The 15,298-nt window shown below is 59.2% G+C and carries 11 protein-coding genes and 1 riboswitch; of the genes, 3 read left to right on the top strand and 8 right to left on the bottom strand.

The features are described 5' to 3' along the window. The first annotated feature begins 78 nt into the window (after positions 1 to 78). Positions 79 to 1,167, top strand: coding sequence for a glutathione S-transferase (locus INT39_RS04920; protein ID WP_193072225.1), 1,089 nt, complete (start codon positions 79 to 81; stop codon positions 1,165 to 1,167). 88 nt (positions 1,168 to 1,255) lie between these two features. Here the strand turns inward: INT39_RS04920 and serB are convergent, their stop codons facing one another. After that, entirely contained in the window at positions 1,256 to 2,467 is a 1,212-nt protein-coding gene (gene serB, locus INT39_RS04915; RefSeq protein WP_226944558.1) for a phosphoserine phosphatase SerB, read from the bottom strand. 149 nt (positions 2,468 to 2,616) lie between these two features. On the opposite strand from serB, the gene INT39_RS04910 reads away from it, so the two are divergent. After that, positions 2,617 to 4,191, top strand: a complete 1,575-nt coding sequence (locus INT39_RS04910; RefSeq protein WP_193072221.1) for a hypothetical protein — start codon at positions 2,617 to 2,619, stop codon at positions 4,189 to 4,191. 150 nt (positions 4,192 to 4,341) lie between these two features. On the opposite strand, the gene parC is transcribed toward INT39_RS04910, so the two are convergent. The 7 genes from parC to thiC form a co-directional block, all read right to left on the bottom strand. After that, the gene (gene parC / locus INT39_RS04905; RefSeq protein ID WP_193072219.1) at positions 4,342 to 6,600 is read right to left on the bottom strand and encodes a DNA topoisomerase IV subunit A; all 2,259 of its coding nucleotides are present in this window, start codon (positions 6,598 to 6,600) and stop codon (positions 4,342 to 4,344) included. Beyond that, positions 6,593 to 7,135, bottom strand: a complete 543-nt coding sequence (locus tag INT39_RS04900) for a TIGR02281 family clan AA aspartic protease (RefSeq protein WP_193072217.1) — start codon at positions 7,133 to 7,135, stop codon at positions 6,593 to 6,595. Before INT39_RS04900 ends, parC begins: the two co-directional genes overlap by 8 nt. 7 nt (positions 7,136 to 7,142) lie before the next feature. Beyond that, complete coding sequence (parE, locus tag INT39_RS04895; RefSeq protein ID WP_193072215.1) at positions 7,143 to 9,038, bottom strand: DNA topoisomerase IV subunit B; 1,896 nt, start codon at positions 9,036 to 9,038, stop codon at positions 7,143 to 7,145. A 130-nt stretch (positions 9,039 to 9,168) separates the two neighbouring features. After that, positions 9,169 to 9,984, bottom strand: coding sequence for a 3',5'-cyclic-AMP phosphodiesterase (gene cpdA, locus INT39_RS04890; protein WP_193072213.1), 816 nt, complete (start codon positions 9,982 to 9,984; stop codon positions 9,169 to 9,171). A gap of 111 nt (positions 9,985 to 10,095) precedes the next feature. After that, positions 10,096 to 10,548 carry a DUF1249 domain-containing protein gene (locus INT39_RS04885; RefSeq protein ID WP_193073021.1) on the bottom strand — a complete coding sequence of 151 codons (453 nt, stop codon included), beginning with the start codon at positions 10,546 to 10,548 and terminating at the stop codon, positions 10,096 to 10,098. After that, a complete protein-coding gene (locus tag INT39_RS04880; protein WP_193072211.1) occupies positions 10,548 to 11,171 on the bottom strand; it encodes an NUDIX domain-containing protein in 624 nt (207 codons plus the stop codon). Before INT39_RS04880 ends, INT39_RS04885 begins: the two co-directional genes overlap by 1 nt. Before the next feature lie 321 nt (positions 11,172 to 11,492). Then, the gene (gene thiC, locus INT39_RS04875; RefSeq protein WP_193072209.1) at positions 11,493 to 13,376 is read right to left on the bottom strand and encodes a phosphomethylpyrimidine synthase ThiC; all 1,884 of its coding nucleotides are present in this window, start codon (positions 13,374 to 13,376) and stop codon (positions 11,493 to 11,495) included. A 71-nt stretch (positions 13,377 to 13,447) separates the two neighbouring features. Continuing rightward, a riboswitch (TPP riboswitch) is annotated at positions 13,448 to 13,546 on the bottom strand. Between the two features lie 133 nt (positions 13,547 to 13,679). On the opposite strand from thiC, the gene INT39_RS04870 reads away from it, so the two are divergent. Then, positions 13,680 to 15,134, top strand: coding sequence for a TolC family outer membrane protein (locus INT39_RS04870; protein ID WP_193072207.1), 1,455 nt, complete (start codon positions 13,680 to 13,682; stop codon positions 15,132 to 15,134). Positions 15,135 to 15,298: the final 164 nt, after the last annotated feature.

Genomic DNA, 15,298 nt, shown 5'->3' with positions numbered 1-15,298 from the left:
TAATACAACCACCTATTCGGGTCTGGCTCTGAACCTATGAGTCCCAGACAATGGGTGAAAAGATAATAGGGGCCACACATGTATCAATTGATCGGCGCACCAGTTTCACTCTACACCGGCAAGGTACGCTGCTACCTGCAGTTCAAGGGCATCACCTTCAAAGAAATCCTGTCCACACCACAGGTCTACAAGGAGCTGATCATTCCACGCGCCGGGGTTCGTTATATTCCGGTATTGGTCACGCCCGATGATCAGGTGATTCAGGACTCTACCGATATCATCGACCACCTGGAGCGCGCTTTTCCGCAGAGATCAGTTTATCCAGAAGGCTCGCGTCAGAAGCTGGTTGCGCTGCTACTAGAAGTCTATGGAGACGAATGGCTGGTCAACCCCGCCATGCTCTATCGCTGGGCGATTGACGAGAATCGTGAATTTGCCATCCAGGAGTTTGGCCGAACCCGCTTGCCCGGTGCCAGTGATGAGGAGCAGTATGCCGCCGGCCTGGAAGCATCCGGTCCCTTTGCTGGCGCCCTGCCCCGCCTGGGCGTAACCGACCATTCGCGCCCCGCCATCGAGCACAGTTATCTGGCCTTGCTGGATGAGCTGAACGTTCACTTCAGCAGTTACGATTACCTGCTTGGCGGCAAACCCTGCATTGGTGATTACGGCCTGATCGGTCCGCTGTATGCGCACCTGTACCGCGACCCTGCCTCCGGCCGCCTGATGCGCGATCACGCTCCCCATGTAGCCAGTTGGGTGGAGCGCATGATCAGTCCGGACGCCCATCACAACAAGGGCGACTACCTGGCAGATGATCAGATACCCGACACCCTGTTACCCATCATTGCTCGGATGTTTGATGAGCAGGTCCCGGTGCTGCTGGAGACCGCACGACTATTGGAACAATGGACGCAAGCCAATCCTGGCAGCAATGAGATTCCCCGCGCCATCGGCACGTTGCACTATCGGCTGGGCGACATGGAAGATGAGCGGTTGGCATTTCCCTACAACTTGTGGATGTGGCAGCGAGCGCACGACTTCTACAATGGCCTGGGTGCCGATGACCGGAAGGCGGTTGATACCGTACTGAATAATGAGCAGGCCCAGGCTCTGAGTACACCGCTGACGGCTCGTGTACAGCGGCGAGGTAACAGGCTGGAGCGGTAATAGAATCAAGCTGATCGGTGCCAGACTGAGCTGGCACCGGTCGTTCTGGTAATAAGCGAACGCTCCGAAGATCAGTCTGCCGTGCTGATCAGAACCCTTCCCGATCGCGGAATCCCAGCAGATACAGAATACCGTCCAGCCCCAGGGTGGAAATCGCCTGCTTGGCAGACTGCTTCACCAGAGGCTTGGCACGGAAGGCCACACCCAGCCCCGCAATAGACAGCATCGGCAGATCGTTGGCGCCGTCGCCCACCGCGATGGTCTGCTCCAGACTGATGCCTTCGCGCTGCGCCAATTCGCGCAGCAGGTCGGCCTTGCGCTGGCCATCCACGATGGGCTCCAGCACTTCACCGGTCACCAGCCCATTTTCGGTCGGCAGTGCGTTGGCATAGACGTAGTCGATACCCAGACGCTTCTGCAGGTCTTCAGCAAAATAGCTGAAGCCGCCGGACAGGATGGCAGTCTTGTATCCCAGTCGACGCAGTTGTGCGATCAGGGTTTCCGCGCCCTCGGTCAGGCGTAGCGACTGACCGATCTCTTCCAGCACGCTGACCGGCAAGCCTTTGAGCAATGCCATTCGCTCGCGGAAACTGGCCTTGAAATCAAGCTCACCGCGCATCGCACGCTCGGTGATCTCCGCAACCTGCTCACCAACACCAGCGGCCTTGGCCAATTCGTCGATCACTTCAGCGTCAATCAATGTGGAGTCCATATCGAACACCACCAGACGGCGGTTGCGGCGGAAGATGCTGTCCTGCTGGAAGGCGATATCGACGTTGAGTTCCTGGGAGATCGCCAGAAACTCGGTACGCAGCGCTGCGGGATCGGCTGGTTCGCCCCGCACCGAGAATTCTATGCAGCCTTTGCCCTGATCACCTGGCATACCTTCGGGAATCCGCTCAGACAGGCGGTCGATGTGATCGATATTCAACCCATAGCGGGCGGTTATTTCACTGACCCGGGCGATATGTTCGGCGGTGACCCGGCGCGCCAGCAAAGTAACGATGTGCCGAGGCTTGCCCTGCCCCGTCACCCAGCGGCTGTACTCTTCAGCGCTGACCGGTGTGAAGCGCACTTGCTGATCCAGCTCGTAGCCGCGGAACAAAACGTCTTTCAGTACGTCTGAAAGACCATCTTCACCTGCCATTTCAACCAGGATGCCAAACGACAATGTGTCATGGATAACAGCCTGTCCGATATCAAGAATATTGACGTTCGCCCGCGCCAGAATGCCGGTAATGGCCGCCGTCAGGCCAGGGCGATCGGGACCGGTAATGTTGATCAGGACAATTTCCTTCAAGGCGCCGCTCCAGTCAGAAAACAAAGTTCGCTATTCTACCCGCAAATGTCCGGCTCATCACAGCTGCAGCCTTCTTCCGGCTGCGTCTACTGGCTATACTTGCGTTTCAGGGTGCCACTTCAGCCCTCAGTTCATCAATCGAGACCATTTTGAATCACAATCCGAATTCATCCGACAATCTTTTTCTGCGTGGCCATGCATCGTTGCGCAGCAAGCACCTGAAGCTGCCCGGGACCTTGATGCTGTTGGCGCTCGCTCCGCTACTGCTGATATTTGTGCTGCTCCTCTGGTTCAGCCAGGTCCAGCTGCAGCGCGATATAGCCACACAGGCGGATCAGACCGGCAGCGAACTGGCGCGGCAAATCGGTACGCTGGTCGCTGATCCACTGGCAGCAAACGACACTCTGAGTCTGAACATCATTCTGGCCCAATGGGCACAAAGCCCAATGATTGCGCATACCAGCCTGACGTCAGCCGAAAACCGCATCGTTGCCGAAGCGGGACGCAAACCGGCAGCCGACAGCCTGGCGCCAGGTCAGGGTCGCTTTGTCGCTGCCGTGCACTTTCAGGATGAGCTTATCGGCCAATTGCATCTCAGTCTCGCCCGCGCGCCCTTCACTACGCCCTCAGACGGCCTGGTGAGGAGTCTGCTGTGGAGTCTGGCGCTATTGGTGATCATCGCTGGTCTGATTGCCTGGCGGCTGGGAGCAGGCATGCGCCGCGTTCTTGCAGGGCTTGGTAACTGGTATGGCGATACAGGTATTGCCCCGCCGGGCATACGCCGGTCCGACGAGCTGGGTGATCTGGCCAGACGGCTGGCCGAGCGACGCATCACCGACCTGCCGCCTCTGCCGGAACCTGAGCCGGAGCCGGAGCCGGAGCCAGAACCTCTCGAACCTGAAAGCATCGATGAGGTGCTTGATGATGCGCTTGTGGAAGATCCATCCGCCGCTGTGGAACCGGACAACCTTTCCGATGAAGACATCGAGCCGCTGATCGACAGCCAGAGAGAAGATGAAAGCGAAGAGATCGAGGTCGAGAGCCCGGTAACGCCTACCGATACACCATTGGCGTCGCCCCAGGACACCGCGGCCCCCGAGGACGGCGCGACCGTTGAAGAGCACCTGGCCGAGCTGCCGGAAACACCCGCGCCGCCGGTGCCGGCCAGCACTGTTCTGGCGATCCGTCTGGGTAATCAGCACACTCTGCATCGCTTGCCGAGACCGCGCCTGCTTGGTCTGCTTGAGCGCTATCGCGAACAGCTGGACCAAGCCAGCCGTGCCTGTGGCGGACAACTGCACACCCTGCTGGACGGTACCAGCCTGATCTTCTTTCATCCGCAGCAGGCTGATCAGCTTGGCGGCGCGCTTTTCTGTGGCGAGCTGATGCGTGTGCTGGGTCATGAACTGCAGATCCAGATTGCCGACACTGGTATTGCCCTGCATGTGCAGATCGCCCTATGTCACACACCCTGCCAAGACATTGCACCGGATGAGCTGCAGGACCAGTCACCTGATTGTGCACAAATGTTGGAGCACATGCAGCACAGCCGCAATTTGTTGCTGCTGGATGCCGAACTGGCGACCAGTGGGCTGCTCAATGACAAAGTGGTGGTACGCAGGCTGGCAAGCCAGCCAGGGATTTATTGTGTAGAGCGTCTGAAGGAGCCTTACCAGAGTCAACTGGAACGGCATTTGGGCACGCTGGGCAATCAGAACGGCTGACCCCTCTTCTACACCGATCAGTGTCAACGGGCCAGATCGGACGCGGGAGCGTCCACGGCGCGGGCTCCCACGCAGAGCATGGGAGCCATCTGTAGTCCGGGCTTCGATGGGTGAACCACCTGAGAGAACCGAGCGCAGGCTCCGGTAAGGTCAGGCTCCGCCTTCCACCGCCAGCGCATCCACCTTCTGAAAGCCTCGCGGCAGCTTGTTGCCGCGTCGGCCACGTTCGCCTCGATAATGCTCCAAGTCCGCCGGTTTCAGAGTCAGGGTCCGCTTGCCTGCGGTGAACACCACACTGGCGCCTTCCGGAAGCACAGCGAGCGCCAGCAAGAACTCCTCGCGGGTTTTTACCCGTGCCGAAGGAACGGACAGAATCTTGTTGCCCTTGCCTTTGGACAGTTGTGGCAGGTCCTTCAAGGGGAATACCAGCAGGCGCCCTTCGTTGGAGATGGCGACGACCTGATCGCTGTCCCGCTGATTGACCGGCACCGGCGCGATGACCTTGCCACCCTCGGGTAGACTGAGCAGCGCCTTGCCGTTCTTGTTCTTGGCCTGCAAATCTGCGCCCTGCACCACAAAACCGTAACCCGCATCCGAAGCCAGCAGATAGAGCTGCTGATCTTCCGGCAGCAACACTCCGACAAACTCGGCGCCTGACGGCGGGCTGAAACGCCCAGTCAGAGGCTCGCCCTGTCCGCGCGCTGACGGCAGGCTGTGTGCCGTCAGGGAATAACTGCGCCCGGTTGAATCGAGGAACACCGCCTGCTGATTGGAGCGCCCACTGGCCTGAGCAAGGAAGCTGTCACCCGCCTTGTAGGACAAGGCCGCACCATCAACATCATGGCCTTTGGCACAACGCACCCAGCCCTTTTCCGACATGACCACAGTAACCGGCTCCGACGGCACCAGATCGGACTCCGACAGGGCTCGGGCTTCCTGACGCTCGACCAGCGGTGAACGGCGGTCATCACCGTAGGTTTCGGCGTCAGCGATCAATTCGTTACGAACGGTCTTGCGCAACAGTTTCTCGCTGCCCAGGATTTTCTGCAGTTTATCGCGCTCGGCCGCCAGCGCATCCTGCTCGCCGCGAATCTTCATCTCCTCCAAACGCGCCAGCTGTCGCAGACGCGTATCGAGGATGTAGTCGGCCTGCAGTTCGCTCAGCTCAAAGCGAGCCATCAACTCGGCCTTGGGGTGTTCTGCATTACGGATGATCTCGATCACTTCATCCAGATTGAGGAAGGCCACCAACAGACCGTCCAGCAGGTGCAACCTGGCCAGTATCTTGTCCAACCGGAACTGCAGACGACGGCGTACTGTCGTGACACGAAAACCCAACCACTCGCTGATCAGACTGCGCAGATCCTTGACCGCCGGGCGGCCATCGGTGCCGATCACGTTCATGTTGACCCGGTAGCTGTTCTCCAGATCAGTGGTGGCAAACAGATGCTGCATCAGTTCATCGGCGTCCACCCGGTTGGAGCGGGGCACGATGACAATGCGCGTAGGGTTCTCATGATCGGACTCATCTCGCAGATCAGCGACCAGCGGCAGCTTCTTGGCCTGCATCTGTGCAGCGATCTGCTCCAGTACCCGCGCGCCGGAGACCTGATGTGGCAAGGCGGTAATAACGATGTCGCCGTCCTCGCGGACCCATATAGCTCGACAGCGAATCGAGCCGCGGCCGGTGGCATACAGGTTCAGCAGATCGCGGCGTGGGGTGATGATTTCCGCCTCGGTGGGGAAATCCGGGCCCTGGATATGTTCCATCAGTTCGTCCAGCCCGGCGGCTGGCTCATCCAGCAGGCGCACACAGGCGGCGGCCACTTCGCGCAGGTTGTGCGGCGGAATATCAGTGGCCATGCCCACGGCGATACCGGTGGTGCCGTTGAGCAGCAAATTCGGCAGACGTGCCGGCAGCATCATGGGTTCTTCCATGGTGCCATCGAAGTTCGGCTGCCAATCCACCGTACCCTGGCCCAGTTCGGTCAGCAGCGTCTCGCTGTACCGGGTCAGACGCGCCTCGGTGTAACGCATGGCAGCAAAGGATTTGGGATCATCCGGCGCGCCCCAGTTGCCCTGCCCGTCCACCAGCGTATAGCGATAGGAAAACGGCTGCGCCATCAGCACCATGGCTTCATAACAAGCAGAGTCACCGTGCGGATGATATTTACCCAGCACATCACCCACAGTCCGCGCGGATTTCTTGTGCTTGGACAGAGCCGACAATCCCAGCTCGCTCATGGCATAGACAATGCGCCGCTGCACCGGCTTGAGCCCGTCGCCGATATGCGGCAACGCGCGGTCCATGATCACGTACATGGAATAGTTCAGATAGGCTTCTTCGGTAAACGACGACAGTGATCGGCGTTCAACGCCTTCCATGCTCAGATCCAGACTGTCACTCATACTCACTCTCTACTTTAGCGTGTTGGCGCAAAATCATTTCCCCGCCCTGCTGACTGAAATCCAGTTGTTTCAGGGCACTCATACCTAATAGAACATCTTCACCGAGGATACCCGGCACTATGCCGGCGCTGACATCATGCAGGCGGATACCGCCCAACTGCAGCGTATCGATGCGGGTGCTCCAGCTTTCAGTCGGGCCGTTGGCGGTATTGACCATGACGGGTCGGCCGCGCGACAGATTCAGGCGCTCGGCCAATGACGCAGGAACGGCGACAAAGGTAGCGCCAGTGTCCAGCAGAAAGGTCACCGGCTGACCGTTGATCTGCCCGGCTGACAGGTAATGCCCGTGGCGGTTGCGCTCAAGGCGCACCTCCACCGCTGTGCCGACCTGCAACGACACTGGCGCCTGGTTCGGGTTGCGCTTGCGCTCTTCCAACCCCGTAAACCACTGTGCTGCCAGCCCCAGCCCGACAATCCAGGCCAACACCAACATCACTGTTCCCAGCCGCCGATCCGGCGGAGGCGCCTGGGTCATACCGGCATCAACCCAGTACCTCGGCGAGGTTACCTTTGCTTTCCAGCCATTGCTTGCGATCCGAAGCCCGCTTCTTGGCGAGCAACATATCCATCAAGATTTCGGTGCTTTCCATGTCATCCATGGTCAGCTGAACCAGCCGGCGGGTGTCCGGCGCCATGGTGGTTTCGCGCAGCTGCAAGGGGTTCATTTCCCCCAGCCCCTTGAATCGGGTGACCTGAATCTTGCCACGTTTACCTTCAGCCTCGATGCGATCAATGATGCCGGTCTTCTCGGCATCGTCCAGCGCGTAGAACACTTCCTTGCCGATGTCCACACGGTACAGCGGCGGCATGGCCACAAACACATGCCCGGCTTCCACCAACTGGCGAAAATGCCTGACGAACAGCGCGCACAACAAGGTGGCGATGTGCAGTCCGTCGGAGTCGGCATCAGCGAGGATACAGATCTTGCCATAGCGCAGCTGGGACAAGTCCGGTGAGCCTGGGTCGACCCCGATGGCGATGGCGATATTGTGCACTTCCTGGGAGGCCAGCACCTGCCCGGAATCCACTTCCCAGGTGTTCAGAATCTTGCCACGCAGCGGCAATATTGCCTGGAACTCTTTATCCCGTGCCTGTTTGGCGCTGCCGCCTGCGGAATCACCCTCCACCAGAAAGAGTTCCGAGCGACGACTGTCCTGACCTGAGCAGTCGGCCAGCTTGCCGGGCAACGCCGGCCCCTGGGTCACCCGCTTGCGTTCTATTTTCTTGCTGGCCTTGAGGCGGCGACTGGCATGATCAATCGCCATTTCCGCAATCTGCTGGCCGATGTCGGCATGCTGGTTCAACCACAGGCTGAACGCATCCTTGATCACTCCGGACACGAAGGAGGCTGACTCACGCGACGACAACCGCTCCTTCGTCTGCCCGGAAAACTGCGGCTCGGCCATCTTGACCGAGAGCACATAGCTGACCCGTTCCCAGACATCCTCCGGCGCCAGCTTGACCCCGCGTGGCAACAGGCTGCGGAATTCGCAGAATTCACGAATGGCTTCCAGCAGACCGGTCCGCAAACCATTGACGTGGGTGCCACCCTGCGCCGTGGGGATCAGGTTGACGTAGCTTTCCTGTACCAGTTCGCCGCCCTCGGGTTGCCAGAACAGAGCCCAGTCGACCGCCTCCTTGCTGCCTGCCAATGCACCGGTAAAGGGTGTTTCCGGCAAGGTCAGCCACTGTGAACAGGCATCGAGCAAATAATCGCGCAGGCCATCTTCGTAATACCAACTGATCTTCTCGCCGGATTGGCGGTCATCAAAATCGACGCGCAAACCCGGGCACAGCACGGCCTTGGCTTTCAGCAGATGCAGCAGGCGGTTGATGTTGAATTTCGGCGTGTCGAAATAGCTGCCGTTGGGCCAGAACTTGACCGTCGTACCGGTGTTGCGCTTACCCACCGTGCCGGTGACTTCCAGCTCGTTGACCTTCTCGCCGTTCTCGAAGGCGATGAGATATTCCTGCCCATCACGTCGCACGCGCACTTCCAATCGCAGCGACAAGGCGTTGACCACGGAGATACCGACGCCGTGCAGACCGCCGGAAAATTGATAATTCTTGCCGGAAAACTTGCCCCCGGCGTGCAATCGCGTGAGGATCAGCTCTACCCCGGAAACCCCTTCCTCAGGATGAATGTCCACCGGCATACCGCGCCCATCATCGACAACTTCCAGCGCGTTGTCCTGATGCAGGATAACGGTGACCGTCCGAGCATGTCCGGCCAGTGCTTCGTCGACACTGTTGTCGATGACTTCCTGGGCTAGATGGTTGGGACGCGTGGTGTCGGTGTACATGCCCGGGCGGCGACGCACCGGGTCCAGACCGCTGAGTACTTCAATATCATCGGCGTTATAGGACGATTGGGACATATTGTCTCTGGGTTTCCTTGGTCATTCTAGGCGGGTACGGCGTCCCGCCGGGACAGATCAGCATAGTATCCTATCCATCACGACGACATGCTGCCAGTCGTTGCAGGACCTGAGCTGGACGGTGCCTGCTCTAATATCCGGACCCACCTGCTTCCGGTACAAAACAGCCTGTCGGCAGGCGCGACACCGCCGTTTCGATTCGGCCATCATTATACAGCCGCAACCAGCGATAGCCGGGCGGCTGTATATCGGTGGCGAAATCACTGCTGCCAACCGCAAACTGCACACAGGTGGATGGCGCCGCCAGCAGGCGGATATGTCCACGTTGCTGGTCCAGTTTCTGATGGATATGCCCCCAGAGCACCACGCGCACCCGCTGGTCGACATCCAGCCGTGCAAACAACTGGTCCGCATTGCCCAGTCCCAGCGGCTCCATCCACTCACTGCCGATCGGCACTGGATGATGATGCAGACAGACCATCACATGACGATCACCGGCGCTCGCCAGCGCCTCATCCAGCCGTAGAAGCTGATGCTCATCGAGATAGCCAGCCACAGTGCCCGGCACGCTCGAATCGAGTAACACGATGCGCCAGGTCCCGACATCAACCCAGGCACGATTGAGATCATGTTCATCGCCGAGTGCGGCCATACGTGCCGCATCGTCGTGGTTACCGGGCATCCAGTGACAGGGCTTGGGAATCCGTGCCACGGTCTCGATGAACCGTCGGTAGGCCGGCTCGTCGCCGTCTTGGGTGATATCCCCGGTGGCCAGCACCAGGTCAATTTCTGTTTGCTGCTCCAGAACCTGATCAATCACCGCATGCAATGAAGCTAGTGTATCCAGCCCCAGCAAGCGCTGGTCCGGACTGGAAAAGATATGGCTGTCAGTCAGCTGGACCACATGGACGGGCTCAGCGAAGAGAGTACTGTCGGTCGGCGGCATCTGGCCTTCTCTCAGAGGTTATTTACCTGCCATGATCGCAATACAAATGCCGACAATCCAGTGATGAGCTGACACAGGTGGCAGAAACTTGCGCTTCACCACAGAATCGAGTCATCGATTGATCAGTACCGGCTGGGCGCTTTGCCCGTGACGCTGGCAATAACCGAGCCACTCGCCGAGGAAGCTGTTCAGCTGAAACTTCTCATCGGGCTGCAGCATCTGTTCATTCGGATAGGGGTAAACACCCTGGAAGCGCCGGCGGTTATAGGCTGCGACCACCTCTGCCATACGCGCATCGTGGTACATGCGTACCTCCATGCTTGGCGGCGAAAACCAATCATGGCGTCTCTCATGCTGAAGCGTGAGCGTCGTGGTGTAACGGCAACGCTCGATGACGCGCATGAGCAGGCGCTGCTCCGTTTCATCCGTTGCGCTCAACAGAATCTGCCGCTCATCCTGCACCGCCAGATCCGGCATTAGCTGATATAACCGGAAAAAGTTGGTTTCGCAGACGGCCTGCAACGAGGACAGGTCGACTCGGTAACGGCGCTTTCCCACTGCCATCATGGTGGTGAGCCAGCATTGTCACGCAGCGCCTGACCATGCAATTCAAGCCATTGCAGCGCAATGATGGTGGCGGCGTTATCTATCCGCCCCTCGGCCATGGCCGTCATTGCCTCTGTCCGCGACCAAACACTGACACGGATATCCTCCCCCTCTTCGGCCAACCCATGCAAACCACCCGCGCCCCGGCTGTCCACTGTGGCGCAATAGAGATACACCTGTTCATTGCTGCCACCCGGCGATGGAAAGTAGCGAGTGATTGGCGTGAGATTCAGCAGCTTCAAGCCGGCCTCCTCCTCTGCTTCACGATGGGCGACCTCCTCGGCCTCCTCCCCATCATCAAACAGCCCCGCGACCAGTTCCAGCATCCAGGGGTTGTCACTTTTTTCCAGCGCCCCAACCCGCACCTGCTCAATCAGTACCACCGCATCCTGCCAGGGGTCATAGGGCAGTACGCACACCGCATCCGGCCTGACAAACAACTCACGCTGTAACTCAGGCCCCCAGCCGCCAGCAAACAGCCGATGCCGCAGTGTCAATACATCCAGCTGGTAGAAGCCCCGAAAACCGGCTTCACGGCGGATTATTTCCACATCGTCGCGGCTGAAATCAATCAATTGCATAACTCTCGATAAAAAGGATCATGCTATTAACCTCGCATATCCAGAGCGCGGCGGGCAAGGGTTTCTCGTCGGGGGTAGGATGACTGTGCGGAAGGGGAACGATCGGTTGCTGCGGCGTAGGAACCGTCGGAGTAGCAAACGGGGCGCGATATTTCAGATGGCTCCCATGTCCAGCGTGGGAGCATGCGCCGTGGACGCTCCAGCGTCCGAGCTGGCCACTTGCACGGCGGCGGACTGGGACGCAGAGCGTCCCGACATGCATTCCCACGCTGGAGCGTGGGAACGATCTGAACGATCAGAGCGAGCTCAGGCAGTTATCCGTCAGACCTTCTGATACAACTGCGACCCCGTCTGCCGAAACTCGGAGGACTTGGCCTTCATTCCTTCTTCCATAACCAGATCCACCGCCTCGATCCGCTGCGCGGCAGCGTACTCCCGCACTTCCTGAGTGATCTTCATCGAGCAGAACTTCGGTCCGCACATGGAACAGAAATGCGCCACCTTGGCCGATTCCTTGGGCAAGGTCTCATCATGAAATGCCCGTGCGGTATCCGGGTCCAGGCCGAGATTGAACTGGTCTTCCCAGCGGAACTCGAAGCGCGCCTTGGACAACGCATTGTCGCGGACCTGCGCTCCCGGATGCCCCTTGGCCAAGTCCGCCGCGTGGGCAGCAATCTTGTAGGTAATGATCCCGGTCTTCACATCATCCCGGTTCGGCAGCCCCAGATGCTCCTTGGGCGTGACATAGCAGAGCATGGCACAGCCGAACCAGCCGATCATCGCCGCGCCGATCCCGGACGTAATGTGATCGTAGCCCGGTGCGATATCCGTGGTCAGCGGCCCGAGCGTATAAAATGGTGCTTCGTCACAGCACTCCAGCTGTTTATCCATGTTCTCCTTGATCAGCTGCATGGGCACATGTCCCGGGCCCTCGATCATGCACTGCACATCGTGTTTCCAGGCAATTTTGGTCAGTTCACCCAAAGTTTCCAATTCGCCGAATTGTGCTGCATCGTTGGCATCGGCAATCGAGCCGGGACGCAAGCCATCGCCCAACGAGAAAGACACATCGTAGGCCTTCATGATCTGACAGATGTCCTCGAAATGGGTATAGAGGAAGTTCTCTTGATGATGCGCCAGACACCACTTGGCCATGATCGAGCCACCACGCGAGACAATACCAGTGACCCGGTTCGCCGTCATCGGCACGTAACGCAGCAGCACACCAGCGTGAATGGTGAAGTAATCCACGCCCTGTTCGGCTTGTTCGATCAAGGTGTCGCGGAAGATTTCCCAGGTCAGGTTTTCGGCGATGCCATCCACCTTTTCCAACGCCTGGTAGATAGGCACAGTACCGATCGGTACCGGTGAATTGCGGATGAGCCATTCGCGGGTTTCGTGAATATTCTTGCCGGTGGACAGATCCATCACCGTATCCGAGCCCCAGCGGATGCCCCAGGTCATCTTTTCGACTTCTTCCTCGATGGAGGAGCCCAGCGCCGAGTTGCCGATATTGCCGTTGATTTTCACCAGGAAGTTACGGCCGACGATCATCGGCTCCAACTCAGTATGGTTGATATTGGCCGGGATGATTGCCCGGCCGCGGGCCACTTCTTCACGTACAAATTCGGCGGTAATCTCGCTGGGGATACTGGCGCCGAAACTGTGGCCTGGATGCTGATCAGTCAACAACCCGGCAGCGCGCGCCTCCTGCAGCTTCATGTTCTCGCGGATGGCAATGAACTCCATCTCCGGCGTGATGATGCCCTTGCGTGCATAGTGCATCTGGCTGACGTTGCAGCCGACTCTGGCCCGACGCGGCGTACGAAGGTGGGCAAAGCGCAGATGGTCCAATGAGGGATCGGCCAGACGGGCACTGCCGAATTCCGAGGTCAGCCCCGGCAGAATCTCGGTATCGTTGCGCTCTTCAATCCAGGCTGTGCGCACATCCGGCAGGCCGGCGCGCAGATCGATCGTCACTGCCGGGTCGGTATAAGGGCCGGAGGTGTCGTACACCAACACTGGCGGGTTCTTTTCCGTGCCCTTGTCGGTCTGCGTATCGGCCAGGCTGATCTCGCGCATGGGCACGCGGATATCCGGGCGCGAACCGATCACATGGATCTTGCGGGAATTGGGCAGGGGCTGGGTTGCGGCGCCATCGGCACCAGAGTTGGCAATGGCGGTATCAGGCAAACGGCTGGTCATTATTGTGCTCCACTGTAGGCATTACAGGGAACCGAAGCGGCACGGAACACCACCCCAGAACGGGGTAATGCAGAACGGCGCATCTCGATTCCTACGCCGGTATTAACCGGATCAGGTTCAACGGGTGTCGTCTCAGCCGGCATAAAACGCCGGCACCCCGTCAAGTTGAATTGCAAGCTTAGATGGTCATGTGATGAACCGCAAGCAACGGTCCGACGAACCGCTTCGGTTACGCTTGACCAGCGGCCAGCAGCTCTTTAGCCTTGGTGGATTGACTTCTACCTCCATGCGAAGGATCTCTGCATGCTGCGCCCTCTTTATGTCGCTATTGTGCTGGCAGGCCTGTCCGGCCCGGCCCTGGCCAAATCCGATCTGCTGACTATCTACCAGGAAGCTCTGCTCAACAGCGCCGATCTGGCTGCCGCCGAAGCTGATACCCTCGCCCGCCAGGAAGCCCTGCCCCAGGCCCGCGCCCTGCTGCTGCCGAATATTGGCCTGGGTGCCGGCCTCGCTCGGGAACGAGTCGACGTCGATGGTAGAGGATCGGACGACTACTCAACGCATTACTACCAGGCCAGCCTGACGCAGCCACTGTTTCGCGCTGATCGCTGGTTCAACTATCAGGCAGCCAAGTCCCAGAGCGAACAAGCCCGTGTGGAGTTTTCCGCTATCCAGCAGCAATTGATCCTGGATGTGGCATTAGCATATTTCAACGTGCTGCGAGCCTCCGATAACCTGGCAACAGCACGCGCCGAGGAGGCCGCATTCGAACGCCAACTGGAACAAGCCCGCGAGCGCTTTGAGGTCGGCCTTTCGGCCCGTACCGATGTGCTCGAAGCATTGGCCGGATTCGATACCGCACGCGCCACGCGCATTACTGCCACGACCAACCTGGATGTGAGCTATCAAGCGCTGACCCGCCTGACCAATCGCGATCATACTGATCTGCTGGGTATGAGCCACAATCTGCCCGTCCTGGCGCCGACTCCTGCCGACATGCAGCAGTGGGTTGAAACTGCCGCAGCGCAGAACCTGTCACTGCAGGCGTCACGTCTGGCCATCGACACCGCTGGCGATGCACTGCGCAGCAGCAAGGCCGGCTACGCCCCGACGGTGGATGCTTTTGTGCGTTATAACGACAGCCACGGCGGCGCCCGTCTGGGCGGTGCCGGAGCGGGTATCGGTGGCGCTGGCAATGGCGATACCGAACTGACCCAGTTCGGCGTGGAAATGACCCTGCCCTTGTTTACCGGCGGCGGCACTACTTCCCGGGTTCGCGAATCAACCTTCCGCCTGACCCAGGCCGAACAGTCCAGCGAAGCCGAGTTGCGACGCATCGTCGAGCGTACCCGCAACCTGTTCCGCACGGTCACATCCAGCGTGGAAGAAGTGGAAGCCCGGCGTCAGTCGATCATTTCTTCCAAAGCTGCAGTGGATGCCACCCAAGCCGGCTATGAAGTCGGCACACGCAACGTGGTGGATGTACTGGATGCCCAACGCAACCTGTATCGCGCGGTACGTGACTACAACGATGCCCGTTACAACTACATCATCGACAACCTGAACCTGAAGCAGGCTGCCGGCACGCTCAGCCCACAGGACCTGGAAGATCTGTCTGCCTGGTTGAAAGCTGACTACGATCCGGACCGCGACTTCATCCCACCGTTTACCCAGGAAGAAATGCAACGCATGACCATCGGCAACCAGCCACAACCGCCGATGAGCGAGCAACAGAGACGGATGCGTACGTCGTTCTGATTCACGGCATGATCGCTCCTACACGGAGCATCTGACGCGGGGCAGCCTGCCAGTTCGGACGCTGGAGCGTCCACGGCGCGGTTCCCACGCAGAGCGTGGGAACCATCAGAAACCGAGCTCTGACTCCCCACTCCAATCATTCCCACGCTCCGGCGTGGGAATGC

This window comes from Pseudomonas sp. FME51, from assembly GCF_014897305.1.
The sequence above is the reverse complement of the archived record's forward strand: the minus strand, read 5'-3'. Positions and strand labels throughout refer to the sequence as shown.